Source organism: Prosthecochloris marina (genome assembly GCF_003182595.1).
Lineage (GTDB): Bacteria > Bacteroidota > Chlorobiia > Chlorobiales > Chlorobiaceae > Prosthecochloris > Prosthecochloris marina.
On the sequence record NZ_PDNZ01000007.1, the window covers coordinates 133,486 to 160,000 of the forward strand.

General features: G+C 46.2%; 28 protein-coding genes (1 of these 28 cut by a window edge). 18 read left to right on the forward strand and 10 right to left on the reverse strand.

What is annotated here, in order from left to right; translation table 11 throughout:
• Positions 1-3: 3 nt before the first annotated feature.
• Positions 4-945, forward strand: a complete 942-nt coding sequence (locus tag CR164_RS10485; protein WP_110023945.1) for a glycosyltransferase family 2 protein — start codon at positions 4-6, stop codon at positions 943-945.
• Positions 923-1,831, forward strand: coding sequence for a lysylphosphatidylglycerol synthase transmembrane domain-containing protein (locus CR164_RS10490; RefSeq protein WP_110023946.1), 909 nt, complete (start codon positions 923-925; stop codon positions 1,829-1,831). Before CR164_RS10485 ends, CR164_RS10490 begins: the two co-directional genes overlap by 23 nt.
• A 181-nt stretch (positions 1,832-2,012) precedes the next feature.
• On the opposite strand, the gene CR164_RS10495 is transcribed toward CR164_RS10490, so the two are convergent.
• The 5 genes from CR164_RS10495 to recJ form a co-directional block, all read right to left on the reverse strand.
• Positions 2,013-3,023, reverse strand: coding sequence for a radical SAM protein (locus CR164_RS10495; RefSeq protein WP_110023947.1), 1,011 nt, complete (start codon positions 3,021-3,023; stop codon positions 2,013-2,015).
• 102 nt (positions 3,024-3,125) lie between these two features.
• On the reverse strand, positions 3,126-3,389 hold the full coding sequence (locus CR164_RS10500; RefSeq protein ID WP_110023948.1) for a hypothetical protein: 264 nt from the start codon (positions 3,387-3,389) through the stop codon (positions 3,126-3,128).
• Positions 3,390-3,691: 302 nt separating this feature from the next.
• Complete coding sequence (locus CR164_RS10505; protein ID WP_110023949.1) at positions 3,692-3,880, reverse strand: hypothetical protein; 189 nt, start codon at positions 3,878-3,880, stop codon at positions 3,692-3,694.
• 49 nt (positions 3,881-3,929) lie between these two features.
• Positions 3,930-4,109, reverse strand: a complete 180-nt coding sequence (locus CR164_RS10510; protein WP_110023950.1) for a hypothetical protein — start codon at positions 4,107-4,109, stop codon at positions 3,930-3,932.
• A gap of 372 nt (positions 4,110-4,481) precedes the next feature.
• Positions 4,482-6,188, reverse strand: a complete 1,707-nt coding sequence (recJ, locus tag CR164_RS10515; protein WP_110024005.1) for a single-stranded-DNA-specific exonuclease RecJ — start codon at positions 6,186-6,188, stop codon at positions 4,482-4,484.
• Between the two features lie 209 nt (positions 6,189-6,397).
• On the opposite strand from recJ, the gene fbp reads away from it, so the two are divergent.
• A complete protein-coding gene (fbp, locus tag CR164_RS10520; RefSeq protein ID WP_110023951.1) occupies positions 6,398-7,399 on the forward strand; it encodes a class 1 fructose-bisphosphatase in 1,002 nt (333 codons plus the stop codon).
• Between the two features lie 62 nt (positions 7,400-7,461).
• Here fbp and CR164_RS10525 read toward each other — a convergent pair whose 3' ends face one another.
• Positions 7,462-8,277 (reverse strand): TIGR00282 family metallophosphoesterase, encoded by an 816-nt coding sequence (locus tag CR164_RS10525; RefSeq protein ID WP_110023952.1) that lies wholly within the window; start codon positions 8,275-8,277, stop codon positions 7,462-7,464.
• 170 nt (positions 8,278-8,447) lie between these two features.
• On the opposite strand from CR164_RS10525, the gene CR164_RS10530 reads away from it, so the two are divergent.
• Both CR164_RS10530 and CR164_RS10535 read left to right on the forward strand, forming a co-directional pair.
• Positions 8,448-9,371, forward strand: a complete 924-nt coding sequence (locus CR164_RS10530) for a pirin family protein (protein WP_110023953.1) — start codon at positions 8,448-8,450, stop codon at positions 9,369-9,371.
• The gene (locus CR164_RS10535) at positions 9,368-10,042 is read left to right on the forward strand and encodes a murein L,D-transpeptidase catalytic domain family protein (RefSeq protein WP_110023954.1); all 675 of its coding nucleotides are present in this window, start codon (positions 9,368-9,370) and stop codon (positions 10,040-10,042) included. Before CR164_RS10530 ends, CR164_RS10535 begins: the two co-directional genes overlap by 4 nt.
• Before the next feature lie 205 nt (positions 10,043-10,247).
• Here the strand turns inward: CR164_RS10535 and nadA are convergent, their stop codons facing one another.
• Positions 10,248-11,213 carry a quinolinate synthase NadA gene (nadA, locus tag CR164_RS10540; protein ID WP_110023955.1) on the reverse strand — a complete coding sequence of 322 codons (966 nt, stop codon included), beginning with the start codon at positions 11,211-11,213 and terminating at the stop codon, positions 10,248-10,250.
• 95 nt (positions 11,214-11,308) lie between these two features.
• Positions 11,309-11,692, reverse strand: coding sequence for a co-chaperone GroES (locus CR164_RS10545; RefSeq protein ID WP_110023956.1), 384 nt, complete (start codon positions 11,690-11,692; stop codon positions 11,309-11,311).
• Between the two features lie 138 nt (positions 11,693-11,830).
• On the opposite strand from CR164_RS10545, the gene CR164_RS10550 reads away from it, so the two are divergent.
• From CR164_RS10550 to nadB, 12 genes are all read left to right on the forward strand, one after another.
• Positions 11,831-12,736, forward strand: coding sequence for a cation diffusion facilitator family transporter (locus CR164_RS10550; RefSeq protein WP_110023957.1), 906 nt, complete (start codon positions 11,831-11,833; stop codon positions 12,734-12,736).
• 21 nt (positions 12,737-12,757) lie between these two features.
• A complete protein-coding gene (gene mreC, locus CR164_RS10555; protein ID WP_110023958.1) occupies positions 12,758-13,624 on the forward strand; it encodes a rod shape-determining protein MreC in 867 nt (288 codons plus the stop codon).
• A gap of 49 nt (positions 13,625-13,673) precedes the next feature.
• Positions 13,674-14,168, forward strand: coding sequence for a rod shape-determining protein MreD (mreD, locus tag CR164_RS10560; RefSeq protein ID WP_110023959.1), 495 nt, complete (start codon positions 13,674-13,676; stop codon positions 14,166-14,168).
• A gap of 121 nt (positions 14,169-14,289) precedes the next feature.
• Positions 14,290-16,128 carry a penicillin-binding protein 2 gene (gene mrdA / locus CR164_RS10565; RefSeq protein ID WP_110023960.1) on the forward strand — a complete coding sequence of 613 codons (1,839 nt, stop codon included), beginning with the start codon at positions 14,290-14,292 and terminating at the stop codon, positions 16,126-16,128.
• The gene (locus CR164_RS10570; RefSeq protein WP_110024006.1) at positions 16,118-17,596 is read left to right on the forward strand and encodes an FAD-binding oxidoreductase; all 1,479 of its coding nucleotides are present in this window, start codon (positions 16,118-16,120) and stop codon (positions 17,594-17,596) included. The genes mrdA and CR164_RS10570 overlap by 11 nt, the downstream gene beginning before the upstream one ends.
• A gap of 58 nt (positions 17,597-17,654) precedes the next feature.
• Entirely contained in the window at positions 17,655-18,128 is a 474-nt protein-coding gene (gene smpB / locus CR164_RS10575; protein WP_110023961.1) for an SsrA-binding protein SmpB, read from the forward strand.
• A 44-nt stretch (positions 18,129-18,172) separates the two neighbouring features.
• The gene (locus tag CR164_RS10580) at positions 18,173-18,370 is read left to right on the forward strand and encodes a hypothetical protein (protein ID WP_110023962.1); all 198 of its coding nucleotides are present in this window, start codon (positions 18,173-18,175) and stop codon (positions 18,368-18,370) included.
• 85 nt (positions 18,371-18,455) lie between these two features.
• Positions 18,456-19,667: a tyrosine--tRNA ligase gene (gene tyrS, locus CR164_RS10585; protein ID WP_110023963.1), complete on the forward strand. Its 1,212-nt coding sequence runs from the start codon at positions 18,456-18,458 to the stop codon at positions 19,665-19,667.
• A gap of 80 nt (positions 19,668-19,747) precedes the next feature.
• Positions 19,748-20,293, forward strand: a complete 546-nt coding sequence (locus tag CR164_RS10590) for a pyruvoyl-dependent arginine decarboxylase (protein WP_110023964.1) — start codon at positions 19,748-19,750, stop codon at positions 20,291-20,293.
• 49 nt (positions 20,294-20,342) lie between these two features.
• Complete coding sequence (locus CR164_RS10595; protein ID WP_110023965.1) at positions 20,343-20,948, forward strand: DedA family protein; 606 nt, start codon at positions 20,343-20,345, stop codon at positions 20,946-20,948.
• 20 nt (positions 20,949-20,968) lie between these two features.
• Positions 20,969-21,925: a DUF368 domain-containing protein gene (locus CR164_RS10600; protein WP_110023966.1), complete on the forward strand. Its 957-nt coding sequence runs from the start codon at positions 20,969-20,971 to the stop codon at positions 21,923-21,925.
• Positions 21,926-21,944: 19 nt separating this feature from the next.
• Entirely contained in the window at positions 21,945-23,540 is a 1,596-nt protein-coding gene (gene nadB / locus CR164_RS10605) for an L-aspartate oxidase (RefSeq protein WP_110023967.1), read from the forward strand.
• A 43-nt stretch (positions 23,541-23,583) separates the two neighbouring features.
• Here nadB and CR164_RS10610 read toward each other — a convergent pair whose 3' ends face one another.
• Positions 23,584-24,417, reverse strand: a complete 834-nt coding sequence (locus CR164_RS10610; protein WP_110023968.1) for an NAD+ synthase — start codon at positions 24,415-24,417, stop codon at positions 23,584-23,586.
• Between the two features lie 6 nt (positions 24,418-24,423).
• Positions 24,424-25,692: a murein hydrolase activator EnvC family protein gene (locus tag CR164_RS10615; RefSeq protein WP_239994537.1), complete on the reverse strand. Its 1,269-nt coding sequence runs from the start codon at positions 25,690-25,692 to the stop codon at positions 24,424-24,426.
• Between the two features lie 255 nt (positions 25,693-25,947).
• On the opposite strand from CR164_RS10615, the gene CR164_RS10620 reads away from it, so the two are divergent.
• Positions 25,948-26,515, forward strand: the 5' portion of a protein-coding gene (locus CR164_RS10620; RefSeq protein ID WP_110023970.1) for an HD domain-containing protein. It continues 254 nt past the right edge of the window; 568 of the gene's 822 nt are visible here — the first part of the coding sequence; its start codon is at positions 25,948-25,950; its stop codon lies beyond the right edge, outside the window.

Genomic DNA, 26,515 nt, shown 5'->3' on the forward strand with positions numbered 1-26,515 from the left:
TTTATGAAACTTTCGGTTGTTATACCGTTAATGAACGAGGAAGAAAGTATCGAACCGCTCTTTGAAGCACTCGAATCAGCTTTATCCGGTATTGAACACGAAATCATCATTGTCGATGACGGCTCGACCGATGCAACCGTATCGACCACCCAAAAATTTGCTCCAGAGAACACGAAAATTTTAATTTTCAATAAAAATTACGGGCAGACAACCGCCCTTGCAGCAGGTATTGACCATGCCGGCGGTGAGTTGATAGCGACTATGGATGGCGACCTCCAGAACGATCCGAACGATATTCCGGCCATGATCGCCTACCTTGAAGAAAACGACCTCGATGTCATAGCAGGCAGAAGAGCCGGTCGGAAAGACGGCATGTTTCTTCGAAAAATTCCGAGCAGGATCGCCAATGCCCTGATCAGAACCATGACGGATGTTCACATCAGGGATTACGGCTGTACCCTGAAAGTCTTTAAAAAAGAAGTCGCTAAAAACCTAGGGCTCTATGGTGAGCTTCACCGTTTCATTCCTGTACTCGTTCAGCTTTACGGTGCACGCATGGCCGAAATGGATGTCAAGCATCACGCGAGACAGTACGGTATTTCCAAATACGGCATCGGCAGAACTTTCAAGGTACTGAGTGACCTTCTTTTCATGGTCTTTTTCCAGAAATTCGGCCAAAAACCAATGCACCTTTTCGGAACATTGGGTTTTCTTGCTTTTTTTCTGGGCATCGCGATCAACCTCTATCTTCTCATCGTTAAGCTCACGGGACAAGAGATAGGAGGACGCCCCCTCTTGATGCTTGGTGTGATTCTGACACTTACCGGCCTCCAGTTGATCACAACGGGGTTCATTGCCGAGTTTATCATGAGAACCTACTACGAATCCCAGAACAAGAAACCCTACATCATAAGAGAAATAGTTGATAAAAAAGAGCGTCAGTAAGAAAAAACTTGTCAGGACAGTCATTCAAATCCTCATATCATGTGTCGCCCTGTCCATAGTCCTGATAAAAACCGATACGGAAAAGCTTCTGGAAATCATCGGTACGGCCAACCCGCTTTACCTGATGCTTGCATTCGTGGTATTCAACATCTCGAAAATCCTTAACGCCCTCAGACTGAACAGGTTCTTCAGGGCAATCGGCCTGCACCTCAGAGAGCTCTATAATCTACAGCTATACTATCTGGGAATGTTCTACAACATGTTTCTGCCCGGCGGGATCGGCGGTGACGGCTACAAGATTTACATTCTTCAAAAGAACCACAGCATCAAGATGGTAAACGTTTTCAATGCTGTGCTCTGGGATCGGGTCGCTGGTGTTTTCGCGCTGGCGTTCCTGACGGCAGTCTTTCTCATACCGAGCGGTTTCGCGAAGCTTTACACTGAGTATGTTCCTGCAACCTATGCGGTCATCGCACTTTCCTACCCTTTGTCATGGTTGCTCACAAGGCTTCTTTACAAACAGTTCAACAGCATCTTTCTCATTACCGCGGGAGAATCCATACTTATCCAGGCCGCCCAAGCGCTTTCAGCCTGGCTCATTCTTCTGGCGCTTTCCGTGCCGTCGAACCATATCGACTACCTTGCCATTTTCCTTGTTTCAACGGTTGCCGTTGTGCTGCCGATTACCGTAGGTGGTGCCGGGGCAAGGGAAATAACCTTCTTCTACCTGCTGCAACCTCTCGGACTCGATACGAATTCCGGCGTAGCCCTCTCACTCATTTTCTTTGCAATTGGAGCTCTGTCAGCACTTATCGGTATGTTCCTGCAAGGTAGAGCGGGGGAAAAACATGAAAAAGGGAAAAAGAATTATGAAGCGAGGGTCTAAGCGGTGGGGGGGGGTTATCGTCACACTCAAGGACACCTTTATTTATTGTCATGAGCGATTCAAGTGCAAGGCGAACGGAGCACAGAAACCGGAGTGTACACAGAGTACATGAGGATTTTGATCCCGGCTTGTCGGGACCAACGAAGCAATTGAAGTGCGGAATAAATAAATCGAGGTGTCATCAATACTCTGTTGTGACACTATTGTAATAGCGTGACGGGCCATTGCCGACATCCCAGCCGCTTTCTTTGAAAATAGCATGACAGCTACTGACCGTCTCTCCCCTGCCATTTTCTGTACTTTGTTCTGTATCCCGCGGATTGGCTCCGACTTCCGCCCAAAAAAGATTTGCCCCACCGATCGCTCCAAGAGTGCAGGGCTCGTGAGTGCAATTACCCGTAACCGACCGCGGCATCCCTAACCTGGTAACCGCAACTATTTGAGCCATTCGCGCTTCACTGATTGTTCCGAGCCGTGCTATCGCAGTTCCTGGAATAGGAATCCGCCGAGCAGCACCGCTGTATGCCGGATCGAAAGATGCCGTAAACGCTATCATCTCGGCCAACTCCTCATTGGTATGTTCAGGTCCAACCGGTTCGACACATGTCCCCACTTCAAGACCGGCTTCCTTGAAATTCGCGATACTTTCTTTTCTGCCTTTTACGGATAAGCGGGTATCCTTGCCTTCACGAAGACGAACCGCATGATACACTCCCGAAAAGCCTGCATCCTTGAGCTTGACAGCATGCTTGAGCGTCTGGTCACCGACATTGGCAATCAAGGTTGTTTCCGGCTGAAGACTCCTCTTCACCTCTTGCGACACTTCGATAAAGCGCCCGAACGGATAGGTAGCCGTCGACATCAAGAACACGGCATTTGCCCCATCACGCTCAAACTGAAGAGCATAATCCACGGCTTTTTCCGGTTTCAGCTCTTTGGATTCATTGAAAACACCGTTCACCTTTGCAAAAGAGCAAAAAAGGCAATCATACGGGCAGGGAGCGAGATTAACGGCAAATTGAGCATGGACCTCGGCTTTCCCTCCCGACAGTTCCTTCGAGAAACGGTTTGCTTCAGCCATGACCATATAGGATTCCATCGAATCCGGTGCCAGATCAAGCAAATAAACCAGCTCTTGGTGAGACAGTACATCACCTGAACGTGGTTTTTTCAAAAGCTCATCGACACGCATTTTCCACTATACTTATCCCTTTACCACGGCACACCGTAATGAAGTAACGGAACCATGTTCGCCAGAACATGACACCATAGCGAAAATCGGCAAAAACACCACTCAACCACTGCACAAATTCAGCACACTTTCTTTTTCCTTTTCCTCTTTTTCCATATGCCCGATATCTTGAGGGATCAATGCCACAAAACTCGAGGTGGAAACAAAAATTGAGCCTTTATCCGTATTCAGCGTCAGGATGTTCTCACTTTCTCTCAGAAAGTTGCTTCTTTGCGCCTTGTCTTTAAACGTAACGTAAATGGGATGCTGATCCTTGATATGCAAAACGTAACTGTTCATGATGTCTCCCAATTTGTAGGTAAACATGCAAAACCACCCACTGTGCGATCACTCTTTCGCTGGGCACAGGAACAAAAATAAATACTCAAATAACGGATACTGATGGGGTACAGGGTATTCAAACGGCATACTGATAGCCTGTAGAAGCGATACGTTCTATCTATACACTACATTCATAATACACCTATTTCACCCAAAAACAAAGTTTTGCAAAAATAAAAGCGAATAATACGTGTGAATAGATGATAATTATTGATTATGATTGGTCATGCATCACTTCATCTGCTTAAGGGGAAAAATCTGCAGATAATGAAAGGGGCCTCGCTCAGTCATTCATCAAATCCCATATCCCCGAGCTTGAGCTGAACGTTTTTTCGACCGTTCCACTCGTTTTCTTCAAGTGAGCAATAAACAGAAATCGACCTGAAGTTTTTCTGCCGCTCTTCGAGCGAAAGTTTTTCAGAACATATCCTGTCGAACCGCTTACAGAACCCGGGAATAGCAAAAAAGACAATCATATGGCAAGGAACGAGACTAACGGCAAATTGTGTATGAACCTCGGCGTGATCACTCCACTTCCTCCTTTTCCGTTTCCATGGTTGTTGCCGGCTGTCCGATGTCCTGAGGAATCAATGCCACAAAACTCGAGGTAGAAACGAACATCGAGCCTTTCTCCGTACTCAGTGTCAGGATGCTCTCACCTTCTTTAAGAAAATTACTTCCTTGCGCCTTATCTTTAAACGTCACAGAAATGGGGTGTTGATCTTTGATGTGCAATACGTAACTATTCATGAGGCAAAAAGTTATAGGTAAACATGCAAAACAAAAACAGAATTCTCTTGAAGCTCCTTAACAAGGCACTTGAGCACGGATAGGAACTCTCAAGCCAGGGATATCGATGAGGATGCACGGATACGATTGGATATATAAACAATATATCGAAGTGATATATTTTACCTATACATCACACGAATAATACGCTTATTTCACAAAATAACAAACAAAAAATCTCTAAAATTCGAAAGCGGCAAAAGAGCTAAACAGATGATAACTCAATCCCCAAAAATGTATCGGGATCATCCCCTCACGGGTTAAAAATTAAGGATATCGAAGAGCGACTCATTCATCAAATCCCATATCCTTGAGCTTGAGCTGAACGTTTTTTCGACCGTTCCACTCGTTTTCTTCAAGCGAATAAATCATAGAGAACATCCTGCGTGAGCCTCGCTCGAGTTCACGATAAATGTCTTCCCTGCCGAATGCAATAACATCATGAATCCGTCCGGATGTATCTTTCACGGCAAACTTCACATGTTTACCCTGCAGCAATCTCGGCAACCCGGAAAGCCTGAGATTCGAACTGCAAAACAGAGGTTCCCGATTACCCTGCCCGAAAGGGCCGAACTGTTTCAAGACATTGAGAAATTTACCGGAAACATCCTCGAGCAATAAGCGGGAATCGACCTGAAGTTCTTTCTGCCGCTCTTCGAGTGAAAGTTTTTCAGAACATATTCTGTCGAACCGCTTACGGAACCCGGGAATGTTTTCCGGTTTGAGCGTAATACCTGCCGCAGCGTCATGCCCCCCGAACTTTTCAAGAAAAGTGTCACACTGTTGCAGAACCTCGAAAATATTAAGCCCTCGAACACTTCGCACCGACCCTTTAACCACCCCGTCACCTCCACCCATGACAACTGTCGGCAGATAGTATTTATCCTGTAACCGGGACGCCACAATCCCGAGAACACCGAGATGCCACTCTTCATGATACAGTACGATCGACGAACAGAAACTGGCAAAGTGACCCTCAACCATCGCTTCTGCGCTTTTCAGCATACAACTATCGATCTGCCGCCGCTCTTTATTCAAACGGTCAAGCTCTGCTGCATGAACCCTCGCTTCATCCTTGGAACCGGCAATAAGCCACTCAACGGCAGTTCTTGCTGTATGCATGCGGCCGGCAGCGTTGATTCTCGGTGCAATTCCGAAAGCGATATGTCCTGTCCCAAGCAGACCGGCTTCTATTCCCATCAGGGAAAGCATTTCCTGAATCCCGGCACGGGGCCTTTTTTTCAAAAGCTCCATTCCCTTGTGCATGTATATTCTGTTCTCTTTTTCAAGAGGCACCATATCTGCTGCAGTTGCAATAGCAACGAGATCGATATACTGCTGCCATTTTTCAGATGGTTGGTTCATGGACTCGGTGAAAGCATGGATAAGCTTCAGGGCTACTCCGCAGCCGCAGAGCTCACGAAACGGATAACTGCAGCCAGGTACTTTGGGATTGAGAATCGCATACGCCGGAGGCAGTTTTTCGGGCTCATGATGATCACAGACAATCACCTCTATGCCTTCCGCCGAGAGCAGTTCTATTTCATGGGAAGCCCCCATGCCACAGTCAACCGTAACGACCAGCGATGTTTCAAGCTTCACTGCATGAGCCACTCCGGCTTTGGACAAACCGTATCCTTCAGAAAACCTGTCGTTGATATAGAACGACACCTCAGCTCCCAAAGAGTGCAAAAAGAGGTAAAGAAGCGCTGTCCCGGTGGTTCCATCCACATCATAGTCACCGTATACGAGAATCTTTTCTCCGGTTTCCACAGCTTTGCGGACCCGGTCGACAGCCTTCTGCATATCCTTGAAAAGAAACGGCGACGGCAACAAATCGAGACTCGGTCTGAAAAACTTTTTCGCATCTTCAAAACAAAAAATCCCGCGGTTGCACAATGCCCTTGCGATTGGCATACTGACATTAATGTCACGCGAAAGTTTTGCCGACTTTTCCTCGTCGGACACGAGAATATTCCATCGATATCGTTTCATGAGATAAGGGTGGTGAACTTCGAGCATCAATTACCACCGGTTTATATAACCATTTCATTACGGGTGGACAAATGACTTTTGCTGGCCAATTGAAGACGTTCTTCGCCATTGGCTTCAACCATCAACCTTGAAATGCCTGTAAAAAAACACTACATTAGCAAGCGGTTGAACATAGAGAGACATTTCCGAACCCATACACACAAGAACAGATGAACAAACTGATCACCATCGAACGACACTTTGTCGAAGAACAGAAACTCAATCCCCATGCAACCGGGGAGCTGACTGATTTGCTATACGATGTAGCTTTTGCAGCGAAGCTTGTCAGAAGAGAAGTGGTTCGTGCCGGACTGGTCGATATTCTCGGAATGGCAGGAACGACAAATGTCCAGGGAGAAGAGGTGAAAAAACTCGACCTGTTTGCAAATGAAAAAATCATCAATGCGATCGGTCAGCACGGCAGGTTTGCAATCATGGGTTCCGAGGAAAATGAAGGGACTATCGCCCCGCCAAAAAACGAAACGGGTAAATATGTTCTTCTTTTCGATCCGCTCGACGGCTCATCCAACATAGACGTCAACGTCAGTGTCGGCACAATTTTTTCCATCTACCGCCTAACAGGCGACAACCCCAAAAAAGCGGATATAAACGACTGCCTGCAAAAAGGGTTACAGCAGGTCGCGGCAGGTTACGTGATCTACGGATCATCCGTGGTGATGGTTTACAGCAGCGGCCATGGTGTGCACGGATTTACCTATGACCCAACCATCGGTGAGTTCCTGCTTTCCCATGAGAATATTACTACACCGAAAAAGGGAAAATACTACTCGATCAATGAAGGTTCCTTTCACCAGTTGCATGATTCAACAATCAACTACATCGACTATCTGAAAGAAGAGGATAAGGAAACCGGACGGCCTTACAGCACCCGCTACATAGGCTCGCTCGTCGCAGACTTCCACCGCAACCTTCTTACGGGCGGCATCTTCGTCTATCCGGCAACGAAAAAGCACCCCAACGGCAAACTTCGCCTGATGTATGAAGCAAACCCTCTTGCCTTTATCTGCGAACAGGCTGGCGGCAGAGCTACCAATGGCAGGGAACGCATTCTCGATATCGACCCCGCAGAACTGCATCAGCGTACCCCGCTTTATATCGGCAGTGAAGATGACGTCCTCATCGCCGAAGAGTTCGAGCAGGGGAAAAGGTAGAAGAGGAAAGTCAAAGGGCAAAAGTGGAATGTCGGAATCACTTTTGCCTTTTCTTTCAAATTTCAAAGATTTCCCCGGTTGAAGTCCGGATAGAAAATTCTGCTGATGCCGGTAGCCTTTCCCGTTTCAACGTCAAGTTGCAGAAGAACGGCTGAAAGGTGAACGTCATTCTCGGCACATTCGTATTTATGAGGTGTCTGGTAGAGAAAGCGATCCGTTGCCGCTTTGATCTGCATACCGATTATCGACTCGAAAGGCCCTGTCATACCGACATCCGAGCAATACGCCGTCCCTTTTGGCAATATTCTTTCGTCAGCCGTCTGCACATGCGTATGCGTACCGAGAACTGCAGAAACTCTCCCATCCAGATACCAACCCAGTGCAATTTTTTCAGCAGTTGCCTCTGCATGCATATCGACAACAATACAGGAAACCTTTTCTTTCAGTTGTTTTATCACCCAGTCAGCCGTTCTGAAAGGACATTCGATTGGAGACATGAATGTCCTTCCCTGAAGATTTACCACCGCTATATCACCAAGGCCGTTACCCATATGAAAAATGCCGTACCCTTTTCCGTATACCCCTCTTGGATAGTTCAAAGGTCGTATGACAGAAGGATCACTCTTGAGTGTTTCGAAAAAGTTGAAGTTATTCCATGTATGGTTACCACCCGTAATAACGTCAACGCCTGCTTCTTTCAACTGGTGCAGAGCTTCCTTGCTGATACCCTTGCCGTTATGAGTATTCTCACCGTTGCAAATAACAAAATCTATGGAATGCTTCGTAATGAGTCCCTTTAAAAGATGATCGACAATTTGCAAGCCGGGCCTGCCGACAACATCTCCAATAAACAGAATAGTAGCGGTGTTTTTTCCCATGATCAGTTTATACAATTTTGTAAGACCGGATACCGACCTATAGTTTGGGTGAATTTACACAATCTATTGTAGATACAAGCATTACGGCCGAAAAATATCGAGCTGAACGAATGAAACCCGTGAATTGTTTTTTATATGGCGACCGCTGATGAAAGAACGGAAACGCTGACATGGAAAAGCCAAGGATCATAAAAAAAGTTTTTAAAAGCACGCAGGTTACCGAAGGAGCTGGTGTTAAGCTCAAGCGAGCGTTCGGTTTCAGTCAGACACCTCTTTTCGACCCGTTTCTTTTGCTTGACGATTTTCGATCCGACAATCCAACGGATTATCTGAAAGGTTTCCCATGGCACCCGCATCGAGGCATCGAAACCATCACCTATCTTCTGGACGGAAGTGTTCAACATCACGACAGTCTGGGGAACAAAGGAGTGATCCACCCTGGCGAAGTTCAGTGGATGACTGCCGGCAGCGGAATAATCCATGAAGAGATGCCCTTCGGCAACAGTAAAGGCAGCGTTGCCGGTTTTCAACTTTGGGGGAACCTTCCCGCTTCTCAGAAAATGATACCGCCACATTACAGAAACATTACGAGAGAGATGATTCCGGAAATACATCTGCAAAGCGGTGTATCTATTCGCGTTATCTGCGGAAAAGCAGAAGGAGTAACCGGACCGGTCGAAGGAATCACTACCGATCCGGAGTACCTCGATGTTACGATCCCTGCCGGAAGAACCTGGAATCATCCGATACAAGAAGGTCACACCGCTTTCTCCTATATCATTGCCGGAAAAGGTTATTTCAGTCACAATACGGAACCGTTTTCTTTTGATACCGAAGGCGTAAGTTACTTTGACATGGAAACCGGACCGCTGATGGATAATGAAACTCTGGTACTGTACCGTAGCGAGGGAGACCACGTCCATGTGTCAACCGAAAACAGTCCTGTGAGATTTTTGTTATTTTCAGGCCGTCCATTGCGCGAACCCATCGCCTGGCACGGGCCAATTGTCATGAATACCCGCAAAGAATTGCAAACAGCATTCGAAGAGTACAATAACGGAACGTTCCTCAAGGAGCACCAGGCAGACACATGACAAGAAAAGCCCTGCTTATTGCGTTCAGTATCACAGCCGTCCTTCTTTTCACAGGCACCCTTTCCGGCTTCCTGCTCTCTCTTCCCGCTGTTTCGGATGAAGCGATCCAATCGGCATACAGGGCTGTTTCAAAATACAGGAGTAGTCATCCCCATGATGCTGCTCCGCAGCACTTGGCCATCGTGGATTATACAAAACCCTCTTTTTTCAAACGTATGGTCATCATCGACATGAACATCGGGTCAAAAAGCTTCTACCGCGTTGCACATGCAGCAAAGAGCGGCACTCTCGAGGCCCGGAGATTTTCAAACATCTCTGGCTCGAACATGAGCAGCCTCGGCCTCTATAAAACAGGCAACGTTTATAGGGGAGATCACGGACTCGCCATAAGGCTTCACGGGCTCGACTCATTGAAAAACAGCAACGCTTTTCCAAGAGACATTGTCCTGCACTCGGCAGACTACGTCTCCATCCCCGTCATCATCGAGAACCTTCTGACGTTCAATGGTCCAAGAATTGGCCGAAGTAACGGCTGCTTTGTCGTTACCCCCTCGAAAATCGAAGAAGTTGTCGACAAACTCGGCAGAGGAGGGTTCATTTATGCACATGGAGAAGCAGAGCATTTCAATACCGAAATAGTAGGCAGCAAAAAAAACGATCGCCTTGAATAGCAGTAGCAAAGGGTTCAAGGGCAAGCGAGAAACAAGTGACAGGAAGAGAGTCAATAGTGCACAATGGGCGAGGATACCTTAAAAATGAGGTTTTTTTTCAAGATCAAAGAATGTTCAGAAGCCGAAGCAGAGCGTATGTCTGAATACGTGAGGGAAGTCTGAACACGGCGCAGAGATTGGGCAAAAGGACCATTTTTGAGGCCTCCTAAGACATTTCGAGCATGCGCCGGATGGACTTCAGCGCTGCTTGGCGCAGAGATTCTTCAACAACTATCTGCGGCTGACGGCTTTCCATGCACCGCAACAGCTTTTCAAGAGTATTCTGTTTCATCTGTGTGCAGGTACTCCAGGGCTGAGAAGCATCTTTAGGGGCAGGAATAAATGTTTTTTGAGGTGAACGTTTTCGCATTTCATGTAAAATGCCCGGTTCAGTAGCAACAATGAACGTTTCGCTCGAACTCCGCCCTGCATATTCGAGCAACCCACTGGTAGATCCTATAAAGTCCGCATGTTGCAGCAAATCCTCCCGGCATTCAGGATGAGCGATCAGTTCGGCTCCGGGATGTGCCTCGACCGCGCTCTTAACGACCTCCCAGTTAAACGCTTCGTGAACATAACAGTAACCCTGCCAAAGAATCATTTTTCTGTTGAGCTTCCTCATGACGTAGCCCCCGAGATTTCTGTCCGGACCGAAGATAATCCTTTTGTCTTCAGAAACCTGCCGAACGATACGCTCTGCATTGGAAGATGTACAGATAATATCCGATTCGGCCTTGATTTCCGCAGTCGAATTGATATAGCTTATAACCAGCGCATCAGGGTATTGTCTCTTGAATGCCCTGAACTCCTCAGTAGGACAACTGTCGGCAAGTGGACACCCGGCATGGTCATCGGGCATGAGCACAAGCTTATCAGGATTGAGAATGCTTGCCGTTTCTCCCATGAAATACACACCTGCAAAAACAATCACATCGGCTTCGGTACTCTCCGCAGCACGGGCAAGAGCAAGACTGTCTCCGACGATATCCGCAACATCCTGCACCTCGGGAACCGTGTAATAGTGGGCAAGAATTATTGCCCGCATTTCTTGTTTCAGATTTTCAATGCGCCGAACAAACTCTTTAGTCCGTGCATCGGAAGATATATCGTTGCTTGTACCAAATGCTTCCATGATAAATCGAAAAAAATTTCTTCAGAACCCGATCCTTCAGGAACGGTGATGTTAGAAACAGCTAAAAAACGTGAAACTCACAACCGGGGGATCAGCTACTTCAGGTAATACTCAAGTTCATCGTCTTCCCTGATGAGCAACAATATCGCCGCATGAGGAACAATGAGATATTTTTCCCCTTCGTACTCGATTTCATGAGCGCTGCTTTGAATAAATATCGCCAGATCACCAACCTTTGCCTGAAGAGGTATGTACTGAGGGGTTGAAATCTCCTCCATCCATGGCTCATCACTTTCCGGAGGGGGACCGACAGGATATCCCGGTCCGATTTTCAGCACGTAACCGCTTTGTATCTTCTCTTTCTCCTGAACACCGGGTGGCAGGTAGATACCGGACTTCGTTCTCTCATCGCCTGATCGAGGTTTGATCAGCACCCGGTCTCCGACAACGACAAATTTGTCAGTTACGTTTAAACTCATAATTTAAAATCATTCCTGAATACTGCTATAAACCGGTAAATTTAATAAAATCAAGGTGCCAGCCAAATCGGCCGATTCACATGAATCGAACATTCATTTTCCCGCAACAATGCTGTCGCAAGCATTTTCTGATGAAGAATGGAACATAACGAGAGGGTTCGCTCGGAACAAACCTTCAGAAGTGGTAGAGCCAAAAAAGGATTGAAATATGCAGTTGCAATCACTGCCGTAATCTTTTTTGTTGAGCTTGTCGGAGGCTGGCTTTCCGGGAGCCTTGCGCTCATAGCTGATGCCGGACATATGGCTACAGACCTTTTCGCTCTGCTGATCAGCTTTCTTGCCATTAAACTCAGCGTTAAACCATCGACAAAACAACGTTCATACGGTTATTTCCGGCTGGAGATCATCGCAGCGCTTATTAACGGAGTGATTCTTTGTGTAACCGCGTTATTTATCACCATAGAAGCCTGGAAACGTATTGCAATGCCGAAAGAGATCCAAACCATAGAGATGCTTTTTTTCGGTATGATCGGTCTTGCGGCAAATTGCATCAACGCTCTCTTGCTTAGAAAAGAAAAGAATAACAGTGTCAATGTCAAGGCTGCCTATATTCACATAGTAAGCGATCTTGCAGGATCGGTCGGTGTAGTCGGAGGAGCACTCCTGATTCAGTTGACAGGCTTGATGGTTCTGGATAGCTTAATCAGTTTCTTTATTGCAGTGCTCATTGTGAGAAGCTCACTCGGTATCATAAAAGAAGCAGTCAATGTTCTCATGGAATCTGTTCCGAAAGAACTGGACATTGGAGATATAGAAAATACGTTGCTGCACTTCGATCATGTTCAAAACCTTCACGACCTGCACGTCTGGGCGCTCACGAACGGGATCAATGCGCTAAGCTGCCATCTTCAGGTAGACGACCTTCAGGAAGGGCAGAAACTTCTGCCTCCCATCCATAGAGAGTTGAAGGAAAAGTATAATATTGATCATGTGACGATTCAGCTTGAGGACGAACGACTCGTTAAAGAAAAGATGAAAGAATAACAAGAGCAACCTTCTGATAACGTGCCGAAGCTTTTTAAATTTTTCAGCAACAACAACGCCTACCTGCTTCTCCTGTTATACTGCAGTATAGCGGGCCTCCTCATCAGGTTTGAGGACGATTACTCACTTAAAAGCCTCTTGTCAAGAGGAACTGAACTGAGAGCGACACTGTCAAAGGGCTTGAATGATGTAAGTCTTTATGTCAATCTCAAAAAAGAAAATGAAAAACTGACACTGCAGAACTCGGCACTGCTTGCCGATGTTATTGTAAAAGGCAACGCCTTGCGAGATACGGCCAGTATCAACCGTGCAGCTTACTTTATGGACGACACTCCTGTTCACCTTGTTCCTGCAAGGGTCGTCGAGCGGAGGTTCGACACGAGTGAAAACGTGTTGATCATCAATGTAGGCAACAAACAGGGTATAGAAAAAGATATGGCCGTACTCACTCCGGATGGCTTGGTAGGAAGGGTCGTTCAGGTTTCAAGAAATTATGCAAAGGTGATGCCGGTAATACATTCGGAATTCAGTGTCAGCGTGGTATCCGACAGCAGCAAAACACATGGTATCCTTAGGTGGAATGGAGAACAGGAACAGATTGCACAAATACATTATGTTCCGCTCAGCAGTTCGATGTATAACGGAGAAAAGATTTATACCGCCGATTTCAGTACCTTTGCCCTTCAAGGTATACCTGTGGGAAAAGTTATTGAGGTCGTACCGGAAAAACAGTTTTACAGAATCGATATCGAATTGGGCGTGAATTTCTCAACGTTGACTCATGTCATGGTAGCCGAAAAAACTGTGGATTCGGAAAAAGTTGAATTGATGAGAGATGCCACGGATACCGGGAAAAACAGTTCACAGGCAGACAGAACAAATCCTTGAACCAAGCTGGGGAAACGATCGTTCAAACGTATGAAACAATAAGAAAAAAGTGTTTAAACATACCATACTCGACACCTTTCTGCTCATTGTACTCTGCATCGTACAACAGTATGCGGTATCACGCCTGGTTATTTTCGGGGTTTTTCCGGACATAGTTACCATCTACATTGCTTTTACGGCCATAAAATACGGCCAGAAACAAGGCACAACGTATGGGTTCATTGCAGGCATTGCAACCGGAATTCTGAGCGGCAGCATCGGAACCGAAGCACTTACAAAAACCATAGAAGGTTTTATTGCCGGTTATTTTTATATCCCGGAGGACAGCCATGCATCTTCACGACAGAAAAAACAAATGTACTACAAAGGTGTTTTGCTTGCCGCTGTAACCGGGAGAGTACTGTATACTGTCATGATCAATGTACTCTCGTTACCTGCGACATTGCACATGGCCTATTCCATAGGAATTGCAACCTTGTTGACGATGATTGCTGCTGTATTTGCCTATCAAATGTTTTTTAAGAAAATCCTTGTAAACAATTAGTTCATATCCAAGAAACGAGTAAGTAGTGACAAGCTCTGATCAACTACCGTTACCGGTTATTTTTTTCTATCCTTCGCTTGTTGCTCTGTTTCCATAAAATTTGAAAAGCACGGTTTAGCTCATGGATAAAATTCGGCAAAGGGCATTCAACGTCTCGCTGGTTGTCATAGCGGTCTTTGCAGTCCTTTTTTCGCGCCTCATTTATCTTCAAATCTTCGAATACAAGGAACTAGGTTCCATTTCGGATGCCAACAGCCTGAGAAGAGTATGGGTACAACCCCCGAGAGGACGGATGATCGACCGAAACGATACCGTGATCGTTGACAATCAACCGCTGTATTCGGTTAAGGTCGTCCCCGCAGAATTTACCGACTCGTTGAAAAAAAACATGCTTGCCGGCTTATTGGATATTACCTTCGAAGAACTCTCGGAAAGGATACAGAAAGGATTCAAGTATAACCGCTTTGCTCCTGTTGCTGTAGGAAGAGACATAGAGCCGCAGGAAATGATGCGTCTCAGCGAAAATCTCTGGCAACTGCCGGGAGTTATGATAGAGGTCGAAAATAAAAGAAAATACCCACTGGAACTTGGAGCATCGCATATCCTCGGTTATCTGAACTTCATCTCCAAAAACCAGCTTGAAGAGATGTCTCAAAAGGGATATACACCGGATGACAAAACAGGTAGCAAAGGGCTTGAAAAAAAATACGAGGACTATCTGAGAGGTGAGAAAGGTACGCGGTTCGAACTGGTCAACTCAATCGGCAAGTCCGCTGGAAAATTTGAAAACGGAGCCAGGGATCGTCCGTTCATCAAAGGTAACGACTTGTATCTAACGCTCGATGCCGGCCTCCAAAAACTTGCCGAAGATCTTTTGAAAGAAACCGGAAAATCCGGAGCTGTCGTAGCTATAGATCCCCGCAACGGTGGAATACTGGCCATGGCGAGCCAGCCTGACTATGACCTTGAAATCCTGAACGGCACAACCGACAGCAAAAAGTGGCTCGAGATCGTTCGCAACCCGGACAAACCTTTGTTCAACCGTGCGACGCAGGCATCGTATCCACCGGGTTCCGTTTACAAGCTTTTGCTTGCAATTGCAGCTCTTGAAGAAAGAGCCATAACACCGGAAAAAACGATCTACTGCTCCGGGGTTTTCAGGTTGGGTAGAGGCCGGTTCCTATGCCATGGAGGACAGGGACACGGTCCGGTCAATCTGGAACGGTCGATCATCGAGTCGTGTAACACGTATTACTACAATCTGATCTTCGATCTCGGATTTGAAAAATGGACCGAGTATGGAAGAATGTTCGGATTCGGAAAAACCAGTGGCATCGACCTGCCCGGAGAGCGTTCATCCCCGCTACCGTCGGTTGACTACTATGACAAACGATACGGAAAGGGAAAGTGGACCAGAGGCTACCTTGTCAGTTTGGCTATAGGCCAGGGTGAATTGAACACTACACCACTCCAGCTTGCGGCATTTACCGCTACAATAGCCAACAAAGGAACCTGGTATCAGCCCCATTTTGTCAAAGGTTACCTTCCTGACGAGAGTGACACTATCGAAACGCTTGATTTCAGAAAAAACAAACTGCCGATCTCTGAAAAAACGTTTGAAACGGTCCGCAAGGCAATGCTTGGCGTTGTCGAAAGAGGCACGGGAAGACTTGCTGCGGTGAAAAATGTCAAGGTAGCGGGTAAAACCGGTACAGCACAGAACCCGCACGGTGAAGATCATGCATGGTTCGTTGCATTCGCCCCTTTTGAAGAACCATCTATTGCCATCACCGTACTGGTTGAAAATGCCGGCTATGGTGGAAGTGTCTCTGCACCTATAGCCGGAAAACTGATTAATTATTATGTTAACGGTCCTGACACCACTGCCGTTGACAGTTTATCGTTGACCGCAGGACACATGGACAGCAGTGTAAATGAACCGCAAAGAAATGATTTATAAAGACGATCCTGATCTTATTCAAGGGTTTCTGGAAGATACCAGCAATATCAAAACCGGCCACACGCCCGGCGTGTATTTTCCTGAAACCATCGAGGATGTTTCAAAGCTGCTGAGAGAAAGCGTTTCTTCCGGAAAAAAGTTCGTGGTAGCAGGGAACGGTACAGGCACCACCGGAGGCAGGATACCTTTCGGTGACTATGTCATTGCCATGGAGAAACTCAACCGGATAGAAGATCCCGTTTCATGTGACGGGAACGAGGCTGTCATGACGGTTGGTGCGGGAGCTTTGCTTGAAGATATTCAGAAAAAAGCTGAAAGCTTCGGCTGGCTTTATCCTCCGGACCCTACAGAAAAACTATGCTTTATCGGCAGCACCATTGCCAACAATTCATCGGGTGCACGCACCTACAAGTACGGACCCACGAGAAATCACATAGCACGTATTACCGTTGTTCTGGCGTCCGGAGACATTCTTGATATTCCGAGAGGAAAATATAGTACCGGAAAAGATGACACCTTTCGTCTCGACCTGCCATCTGCAGGCACTATGGAGTTCAAAGTTCCCGGCTATCACCTTCCTCTTACCTCAAAACATAATGCAGGCTATTATTCTGCCCGCAGCATGGACCTTATCGATCTGTTCATAGGCTCCGAAGGAACCCTTGGTGTTATTGTAGAGGCAGACCTTCTGCTTATTCCGATCCCTGAAAAAATCATTTCGTGCCTTGTTTATTTCAACACTCTTGATGACCTGTTTCTTTTTGTGGACAATGCAAAAAGGAAAAACAAGGAGGTTGACCCGAGAGCACTGGAGTTCTTCGACCGCAACTCTCTTGATTTTCTTCGCAAGGTGTACCCCGAAATTCCTGTGAACACAGCCGGGGCTGTTTTCTTCGAACAGGAAACCGGGCAGGAAAAAGAGGAAGAAACGCTCGAGGCATGGTTCGAACTCATGGAAAGTTTCAATGCCATGACAGATGAGTCCTGGATTGCTCTCGATGTCGATGAACAAAGAGCGATGAAAACGTTTCGGCATGAACTTCCTGTCCAGGTCAACGAGTGGCTGAGCAAGCAAACGGAAAGCAAGATAAGTACCGACATGGCCGTTCCCGATGCCTCCTTCATCGAACTTTTCAATTTTTACCGGCATACTTGTGAAAAACACGGATTTCGTTATATAATTTTTGGACATATAGGTAACGCACACGTCCACCTGAACATCCTGCCGGCCAACCATGACGAGTTCATCACCGCAAAAGCATTGTATCAGGGTTTTGTCGAAAAAGCCCTTGAATTGGGGGGAACGCTTTCAGCCGAACACGGTATCGGAAAGCTAAAGGCGGGGTATCTTGTCAAGATGTTTGGCGACAAAGGTATACAGGAAATGGTAAGAATAAAAAAGACCTTCGACCCGCACCTTGTCCTCAACATGGGGAACCTGATCCCGGAACACTACTACCAAACCTGAACCGGGAATTCTACATTATCAGTACAGTATTTTTCCAAGAAAGGCTGACAACCGAACCGTGGCAAAAGAGCAAAAAAAAGCACAATACGTAACAACGATTCTCAACCGTAAAGCCAGACACGAGTACCAGATACTCGATACAATGGTTGCTGGTATTGCATTGAAAGGCAGTGAAGTTAAATCCGTTCGTCTGGGAAAAGCCAGCCTTAATGAAAGCTATGCGATAATTCACAGAGGAGAGGTATGGCTGGAAAACATGCAGATATCGGCATACGAACACAACCATATCGAACCACTTGACCCTAAAAGAAGCCGCAAACTGCTTCTTAAACGTGATGAAATAGAAAAACTCAAATTAAAGCTGCAGCAACAAGGCCTCACCCTGGTACCGTTGAAAGCGTTCTTCAACAAAAGAGGTGTTCTGAAACTGGAGCTTGGACTCGCGAAAGGAAAAAAGCTCTACGATAAACGTGAAAGCATCAAATCACGGGACACCGAACGCCAATTACAGAGATTGAAACAGCAGTACTGATGCACGTGGAACTATCCGTGAACAGAACAAGAAACCTGTAACGAATGATCGAAAAAGTCAAAATTGTTCAGCCGCACAGCATGTGGCACGTTAGCCGTAATCCTTCCGGAACCATGATTCCCCGGCTCGAACACGAAGAGAGCACGGAAAGGAACAACTTTGCCCTCTCTCTTTCATCGTCATACCTCCCGAAAAATAAAACACTTTTTCGACAGGGTGATCCGACGTTTCTCTTACTATAATTCAACAAGCATTACTACATCTCCTGTGATTATTTTTCAGGGTAATGTAAACCTGTCACAATCCAGATAAAGAACGATTTCAACCATGAGTTTCCCACCAGTCAAAGAACAGCTCGACCTTATTGTCAGTAACACCGTCGAGGTTATAAGCGAAGAAGAGCTCGAACGGAAACTGACCAAAAGTTTTGAAACCCAAAAACCCCTGAAAATCAAACTCGGTGCCGACCCTTCCAGGCCGGACCTGCACCTCGGCCACTCCGTCGTACTGAGAAAGCTGAGGGACTTTCAGGATTTAGGCCATGAAGCAATTCTTATCATCGGTGATTTTACAGCCATGATCGGTGATCCGTCAGGCAAAAGCAAGACAAGACCCCAGCTTTCAGCAGCTGAAGCCAAGCAAAACGGTCAAACGTACTTTGAACAAGCCTCAACGATTCTCGATCGCCAAAAAACAACCATATGCTACAACTCGGAATGGCTCGGCCGGATGACTTTTGATGATGTCATTCGGCTCTCCAGTCATTATACGGTAGCGAGAATGCTTGAAAGAGATGATTTCGAAAAACGCTACAAGCTACGTGAGCCGATCTCGATACACGAATTTCTTTACCCTCTTGCACAGGGCATGGATTCGGTCCATTTGCGCAACGATATCGAACTGGGTGGAACAGATCAAAAATTCAATCTGCTTGTCGGCAGGGATCTGCAACGCGAGTATGGTATTCAGCCTCAGGTCTGCATCACCATGCCTCTGCTTATCGGCACTTTCGGCGTGGAAAAAATGTCGAAATCACTCGGCAATGCCATCTGCTTCAACGATACAGCTGAAGATATTTATGGAAAAATCCTTTCCATTCCGGATGAACTGATCGAAACCTATTTCACTCTTCTCCTGCCAAGCTCGAAACAGTCGATCGAGCTGTTCAGAGAAATTATCAAACAAAATCCGAGAGAAGCAAAAAGAACACTTGCAAAAGAGATCGTATCGACCTACCACTCTGTAGAACTTGCACGAAAAGCGGAAGATCATTTCGACAGGGTTTTCGTTCATAAAAAAGCGCCGACCGACATAGAGGAGTTTACATTTGAAGCCGAGTCGATTCCATTAGTGACACTGCTGGTGGAACTGAACGCTGCTTCGTCAAAAAGTGAAGCGCGCAGACTCATCAGCCAGAACGCCGTCCAGATCGACGAAACAAAAATCAATGACATAAACTTCGAGGTTCGTCTTGAAAAAGAACCGAAGGTACTGAAAGCAGGAAAACGAAAATTTTTCAAGATTGCCATGAAAAAATGATTTAGAATAACCCGGCTTTTTCCTATACTTGCTCAATTTTATAGCATCATTCACAAATATATTATCGGGAGGGAACGGCGTTGTCATTTGTACCTGAAAAAGTATTTTTCACCAAAGGTGTAGGAAAACACAAAGAGTATCTTTCCTCTTTCGAGCTCGCATTGAGAGACGCAAAAATTGAAAAATGCAATCTGGTAACGGTATCAAGTATTTTTCCTCCGAAATGCAAACGGTTGAACGTCGAAGAAGGGCTGAAACTGCTTTCCCCCGGTGAAATCACCTTTGCTGTCATGGCAAGGAACTCCACTAACGAACATGGCCGTCTCATAGCATCATCAATTGGCGTTGCACTGCCGGCAGATGAATCACTTTACGGATACCTTTCGGAACACCATCCCTACGGCCAAACCTCCGAACAATCTGGAGAGTATGCCGAAGACCTTGCTGCAACAATGCTTGCAACAACTCTCGGCATCGAGTTTGACCCGAACAAAGACTGGGATGAACGGGAAGGAATCTATAAAATGAGCGGCAAGATCATCAATTCATTCAATATTACACAATCAGCAGAAGGTGAAAACGGTTTATGGACAACCGTAATCGCCTGTGCAGTATTGTTACCCTGATACCTTGTTGAACTAAAACCCAAGCCGCCATGATGGCGGCTTATTTTTTATGCAAGACATTCACACGCTTGAAGAACTTATCATCTGGGGAGGCTACGCCCTGCTGTTTGCAATCGTTTTTGCAGAAACAGGCCTTTTTGCAGGTTTTTTCCTGCCCGGCGACTCCCTGCTTATTACAGCAGGACTGATTGCAGCTTCCGGCCAGCTCGATTTCCCACTTGTTGTTGCAACACTCTGTCTCGGCGCAATTATGGGAGATTCGACCGGCTATTTCATCGGCTCACAGCTTCAACGAGCCTTTTTGAACAAAAAAGAAACGATGTTCTTCCGCAAAGAACATCTCGACAAAACAGAACGGTTTTACGAAAAGCACGGCTCAAAAGCGGTTTTTCTCGCACGTTTCGTTCCTGTGGTAAGAAGCTTTACCGCAACACTTGCCGGTGTGGCTAAAATGCCATACCCGGTTTTTCTTTTTTACAGCATATCAGGATCTGTCGTCTGGGTACTATGCTTTACTTCGGCCGGTTATTTTCTTGCAGCCCTGTTCCCCGATCTGGTTGATTTTGTACATTATATTATTCTTGTGGGTATCATTATCATTATTGCCAACTCAGTGAAATATCTCAGGAAGAAAAACAACGACAACCGGAACTGACGCCGAATACGATTAACTCAATGGTTTTAAAAATAGTACAATACTATCTTCCTGTAACCATCAAAGGCATCCTGATGGGTGCAGCAGATGTGATTCCGGGTGTTTCCGGCGGTACCATTGCGTTTATCACCGGAATTTACGAAACCCTTATAGCTTCACTGAAATCGATAAACAGCTCGGCGCTAAGAAAGTTATTCCGTTTTGAATTTCGCTCTTTTTGGAAAACCATCAACGGAAGCTTTCTACTGAGTTTGTTTCTCGGTATCCTCATCAGTATCATCACATTGTCCAATACGATTGTATTTCTGCTCGAAAACCATGCATTGCTATTGCTCTCGTTTTTTTTCGGACTCATTATCGCATCAGCTGTAGTTATCGTTCGGAAAGTAAAAACACATTCCCTTATCGCCTGGACAGCAGGACTACTAGGGATGCTTTCAGCCTTTCTAATAACGAGCCTCTCCCCCGTAGCAACCCCTGAAAGCTGGTGGTTCATCTTTCTCTCAGGCGCAATCGCCATATGTGCCATGATACTACCCGGCATATCCGGCAGTTTCATTTTACTGCTCTTGGGGAAATACTCATTTGTTCTTGAAGCCATCAAAGAGTTCAACGTTGCCGTCATTGCTGTTTTCGGAGTGGGATGCCTCGTTGGACTGCTTGGTTTCGTCAGAATTCTTTCAAAGCTCTTGCAACGTTACCATGACCAGACAATGATGCTGCTTGCCGGTATCATGATCGGTTCACTAACCAAGGTATGGCCATGGAAAATAGCTGTTGCGGATGCAGTAGCCGACGGCAAAAAAGCTCTGCTCTTCTCATCCAACGTCATGCCGGAAACCTATCTTCAGGCCACCGGGTCCGACCCCATGGTCACTTCCGTTATGCTGTTGATGGCAACAGGGCTGATTCTTGTGTTTTTCCTGGAATATGTATCAGCGAAAACACACAACAACCTCGCCGACTATTCCTCGTAACATATCCCCATAGTCATTTATGAAAGAAGAAATCAAAACCGATGTCCTGGTCATCGGCAGCGGCATCGGAGGATTATATTTCGCACTGCACATCGCCGACTACGCAAATGTAACCATTATTACAAAAAAAGAAAGCTGTGTTTCGAATACCAATTGGGCCCAGGGAGGTATTGCTGCAACTGTTGGTGAAAACGACAGCGCCGAACTTCATATAGAGGATACACTCGATGCAGGTGCAGGGCTGTGTAACCATGAAATGGTTTCTCTCATGGTCAGAGAGGGCCCGCAACATATCAAAAAACTGATTGAACTTGGTGTTGATTTCACGACGACAAACGGTGAAAACCTGGACCTTGGCAGAGAAGGTGGGCACTCCAGAAAAAGAATCGTCCATGCCAAAGACCTCACCGGTCAGGAAGTTGAACAGGCGCTGCTTGAAAGAGTCAACCATCATACGAACATAACGTTGCTCGAGCACCATTTCGCAGTAGAGCTTCTAACGGAACACCATCTTGGCATCAAAACCAATGATATCAACTGTTATGGCGCATACACGCTTGACTCGAAAAACAGGAAACTGAAAAAAATACTTGCCAAAATAACCATGGTCGCCTCAGGCGGCTTGGGCCAGGTTTATCTGCATACGACAAACCCTTCCATAGCGACCGGAGATGGCATCGCAATGGCATACCGGGCCGGGGCAACAATAGCAAATATGGAGTTCGTTCAGTTCCACCCGACTTCACTCTATCACCCCAAGGCAAAATCATTTCTTATTTCCGAGGCAGTACGTGGTTTCGGAGGGGTTCTCAAGCTGAAAAACGGCCAGGAATTCATGCACAAGTACGATAAACGGGAAAATCTTGCACCAAGGGATATCGTTGCACGCGCGATTGATTCCGAAATGAAGAAAACCGGTGATGAGTGTGTTTTTCTTGACGTTACGCACCTCGACCCTCAGAAAACCGTCGAGCACTTTCCCAACATCTACGAAACCTGCCTTGAGTATGGCATTGACCTTACAAAAGAGATGATACCGGTGGTACCGGCTGCACATTACTCATGTGGAGGTATTAAAACAGATTCTTTCGGAAGAACGAGTATCAACCGCCTCTATGCCTGTGGAGAAACAACCTGTACGGGAGTTCATGGTGCGAACAGGCTGGCGAGCAACTCACTTCTCGAAGCACTTGTTTTCGCCCACCGGGCCTTTACCGATATCAGGAAAGCCGTTATAACACTCCATAACGACACTCCCTTTCCGGACTGGGATGACAGTGGAACCGTCAACCCGGAAGAGTGGATTCTTGTTTCACACAACAAAAAAGAAGCTCAGCAGGTAATGAACGACTATGTAGGCATCGTACGCAGTGACCTCAGGCTTCAGAGGGCCAAACGAAGGATAGAGTTTCTCAAGGAAGAGACCGAGCAGTACTACAAGAAAACAAAGGTTACAACCCAGATACTCGAACTCCGCAACATCATCAAGGTGGCCAACCTCATTATAGACGGAGCAATCATGCGCCGGGAATCAAGAGGGTTACACTATACGACCGACTACCCGAAAACCGATGACAAGCATTTTCTCACAGACACCGAGCAGCGGTCGTTCTGAAAAGACAGCCGGAAACTAACTTGTCACTGAGCGGAGCGATCTCTCACTTCACCTCCTGCCAATCCCGGGCATAACGGAAATCAATACCGGGCGTTCGAGCGGATACCTTCGCAATAACCGGCATCATCCTTTTATACTGGTTTCTCACCACCATTTTTCTGACTGTATCGTAAAACGATTGTTCGATACCTTCCTGCAGGATAGCAATTTTATCCATTCTTTTTTCAAGCATCAGGTAGAGTAACAAATCCACCTCCCCGTAACTAAAACCGAGATCTTCTTCATCACTTTGCCCTTCCCAAAGATCTGCTGATGGTGTTTTGGCCACGATCTCCTCAGGCAGCTTCAGGTGACGAGCAAGTCCCCATATCTGGGTCTTATAAAGATCACCTATCGGATTGACAGCGGATGCCATATCGCCAAACAAAGTGCCGTAACCAAGCAAAAGCTCGGTTTTATTGCTCGTCCCGACAACCAGCCGGCCATCCCTTGCCGAAATATCATAGAGATACAGCATCCTCGCCCTTGCCATCACATTTCCCATACGCAGGTTGCCGGCATCGGGAATCCCCTGAAAAAACGCATCGACAACAGGAGAAATATCAACTTCTTCAGACTGAATTCCTGTTTTCTCGACCATCATGCGAGCATGCCGAACGCTTTCAGGGCTGCTTGTCCTGTAAGGCATGAGTACTGCAAGAACATTTTCGGGCCCAAGAGCTCTTGCAGCAAGCTCGCAAACAACAGCCGAATCAATTCCTCCGGAAAGCCCGAATAATGCCGACCGAAATCCGAATTTACTGATCTCGTTACGGATAAATGCAAGCAACATATCCTCAACCAAAGCATAATTGAGATGTAGGTACTGTGAGTTCATGGTACTCTATTTTTTAAGCCATTTCTGAGGATCCTGCTTCACTTTTCCTTTCCATATCTCGAAATGAACCAGTGAACCTCCCTCGGGCATGGACCCGGATAAACCAATAATTTCACGACTGGCAACGACGTCGTTCTTGGCAACATTGATTTTGGCAAGATTAGCATAGACCGTCAGATACGCTTTGGTGTGGCGCATAATAACAATATTCCCATAGGTCGGCAGGTATGCAATCTGCGCAATTTTTCCACCTGAAACAGCACGAACCGGAGCCCCTGAAGGTACTGCGATATCTATACCATTGTTTGTCGTCACAATATGCAGATCAGGATCATTAACCTTACCGAATTTCCTGACAACTACACCATTGTCAACCGGCCAGGGCAACAACCCGATAGCCTTATCGAAATCTTTGGAGATTTTTGCCAGATCCGCTTCAGAAGAACTGTCAAGAGGAACCTGACCTGCCTTTCTTCTGCGCTCGGCTTCGAGTCTCTGCCGCTCTTTTTCCTTTTCAATCGCAATCTGCTCCGCCTTGATCAGCTCTTCAATTTTTGTCTGAAGTTTTTGCAGTTTGTTCCGATTGGCCTGTATTTCTCCCGTGAACTTTTTCTTGTCTTTCTGCAGAGTACCGAGAACAACCTGCTTTTCCTTTTTCTTTTCCGAGAAGCTCTTTACCTGAGTCTGTTGTTCTTTCACAACCCCTGACCGTTTGCGGTAACTTTTCTCAAGAGCCGCCCTGTTTTTCTCGAGTTCTTTTGCTGTCTGCTGGAGATTACTCACCGTTCTCACAACAGCCTCGGAAAAAAAACCGATATAGCGTGATCTGACAATAGCCTGGTTGAGAGATGTCGCAGCAAACAGTAACTCGATATCATGTTTCGATCCACTTTTATAAACAGCCACAGCTATACGCCTGAAATCATCTACAATCCGCTCATATTTGCTCTGGTTTTTCGCATACTGATCTTTGAGAAGTTTGATTTCCATATCCTGACTGCGCAACTTGGCGTTATTCTTCGCGATCATTTCCTCAAGCAACTTGAGCTGTGTGTTATAATTTTCCAGCGCTTTTATCGACTGCGCCTCTTCCTTTTTTGTTTGCTTGAGTTTCGTCTGATACTCCTGCAGCTGCTTTTTTAAACTCGTCAGATCCTGCTCGAGCTTCTTCCGCTCTTTCATGATCTTGTCGATTTCCGGGTTACAAAAAGCATCGACCCCGGTCACAAGCACGACAGTGATCGCGATACAAAAAACAGCAACTGTTTTTTGCAAAAAGGAAAATATCCTGTTTGTAAACCTGTTCATCCCGTTCATACACAAATATCCATAACACATTGTTATAGCAACATTTCAGAAAAATATGAGGAAAAAAAGTCAAATGACACACCATCTTCCGGTTCACAACAAAAACTTCGGTGAACGCAGCGCTTTCTTCTTAATGTAGGACAAAGGAAGTTCAGATGTGAACCTTTTACCTGCATCGAGCGATTATTGATTGTATGAAAGACCCAAGACTCCGGAGATGTGATGCAGAAACAAGGAACAACCGAACTTTTTTCATCGCTTCACAAAGCATTCATGATGTATCTCAAACGCTTTGCAGACAAAAACAATACCTTTTCAGCTCCGATAAAACTTAAAATAGCGCATACTTTTCGCGTTGTCCGTGAAATACGCACTATTGCCGAACACGGCAATAATGGACTCATTCACCCTGACATCGCCAAATGCACCGCCTTACTCCATGACATCGGGAGATTCCAGCAATATGCTTCATTTGGAACATATGATGATCGAACCTCTATCGATCACGCAGCATTGGGCACCGTTATCATCGATCAATTCAACCTGTTGTCTCAACATCCGGAAGCTCAGCAAAACCTTATCCGAACAGCAATCATACATCATAACCATGCAATCGTCCCGGAAAACCTGCAACCTGACGAACACACTCTGGCCCACATGCTTAGAGATGCCGATAAACTGGACATATGGAAGCTGACGATCAATCAGGATATGAATAAACCGGTTGATAACAGGATTTCTCCTGAAAACCTGGAACGGCTGCGTACGTTCCGCAAAATCCCCTATGCGG

What these genes read in the sequence shown, in the direction of transcription:
- tyrS (WP_110023963.1), top strand. Translation starts at nt 18,456, where the DNA reads ATGAGTTTCCCACCAGTCAAAGAACAGCTCGACCTTATTGTCAGTAAC.
- CR164_RS10545 (WP_110023956.1), bottom strand. Translation starts at nt 11,692, where the DNA reads ATGAGTTTAAACGTAACTGACAAATTTGTCGTTGTCGGAGACCGGGTG.
- mrdA (WP_110023960.1), top strand. Translation starts at nt 14,290, where the DNA reads ATGGATAAAATTCGGCAAAGGGCATTCAACGTCTCGCTGGTTGTCATA.
- fbp (WP_110023951.1), top strand. Translation starts at nt 6,398, where the DNA reads ATGAACAAACTGATCACCATCGAACGACACTTTGTCGAAGAACAGAAA.
- CR164_RS10580 (WP_110023962.1), top strand. Translation starts at nt 18,173, where the DNA reads ATGATCGAAAAAGTCAAAATTGTTCAGCCGCACAGCATGTGGCACGTT.
- nadB (WP_110023967.1), top strand. Translation starts at nt 21,945, where the DNA reads ATGAAAGAAGAAATCAAAACCGATGTCCTGGTCATCGGCAGCGGCATC.
- CR164_RS10505 (WP_110023949.1), bottom strand. Translation starts at nt 3,880, where the DNA reads ATGATTGTCTTTTTTGCTATTCCCGGGTTCTGTAAGCGGTTCGACAGG.
- CR164_RS10525 (WP_110023952.1), bottom strand. Translation starts at nt 8,277, where the DNA reads ATGGGAAAAAACACCGCTACTATTCTGTTTATTGGAGATGTTGTCGGC.
- CR164_RS10570 (WP_110024006.1), top strand. Translation starts at nt 16,118, where the DNA reads ATGATTTATAAAGACGATCCTGATCTTATTCAAGGGTTTCTGGAAGAT.
- nadA (WP_110023955.1), bottom strand. Translation starts at nt 11,213, where the DNA reads ATGGAAGCATTTGGTACAAGCAACGATATATCTTCCGATGCACGGACT.
- CR164_RS10500 (WP_110023948.1), bottom strand. Translation starts at nt 3,389, where the DNA reads ATGTTTACCTACAAATTGGGAGACATCATGAACAGTTACGTTTTGCAT.
- CR164_RS10600 (WP_110023966.1), top strand. Translation starts at nt 20,969, where the DNA reads ATGGTTTTAAAAATAGTACAATACTATCTTCCTGTAACCATCAAAGGC.
- CR164_RS10530 (WP_110023953.1), top strand. Translation starts at nt 8,448, where the DNA reads ATGGAAAAGCCAAGGATCATAAAAAAAGTTTTTAAAAGCACGCAGGTT.
- recJ (WP_110024005.1), bottom strand. Translation starts at nt 6,188, where the DNA reads ATGAAACGATATCGATGGAATATTCTCGTGTCCGACGAGGAAAAGTCG.
- CR164_RS10550 (WP_110023957.1), top strand. Translation starts at nt 11,831, where the DNA reads ATGGAACATAACGAGAGGGTTCGCTCGGAACAAACCTTCAGAAGTGGT.
- CR164_RS10610 (WP_110023968.1), bottom strand. Translation starts at nt 24,417, where the DNA reads ATGAACTCACAGTACCTACATCTCAATTATGCTTTGGTTGAGGATATG.
- CR164_RS10535 (WP_110023954.1), top strand. Translation starts at nt 9,368, where the DNA reads ATGACAAGAAAAGCCCTGCTTATTGCGTTCAGTATCACAGCCGTCCTT.
- CR164_RS10595 (WP_110023965.1), top strand. Translation starts at nt 20,343, where the DNA reads ATGCAAGACATTCACACGCTTGAAGAACTTATCATCTGGGGAGGCTAC.
- CR164_RS10495 (WP_110023947.1), bottom strand. Translation starts at nt 3,023, where the DNA reads ATGCGTGTCGATGAGCTTTTGAAAAAACCACGTTCAGGTGATGTACTG.
- CR164_RS10485 (WP_110023945.1), top strand. Translation starts at nt 4, where the DNA reads ATGAAACTTTCGGTTGTTATACCGTTAATGAACGAGGAAGAAAGTATC.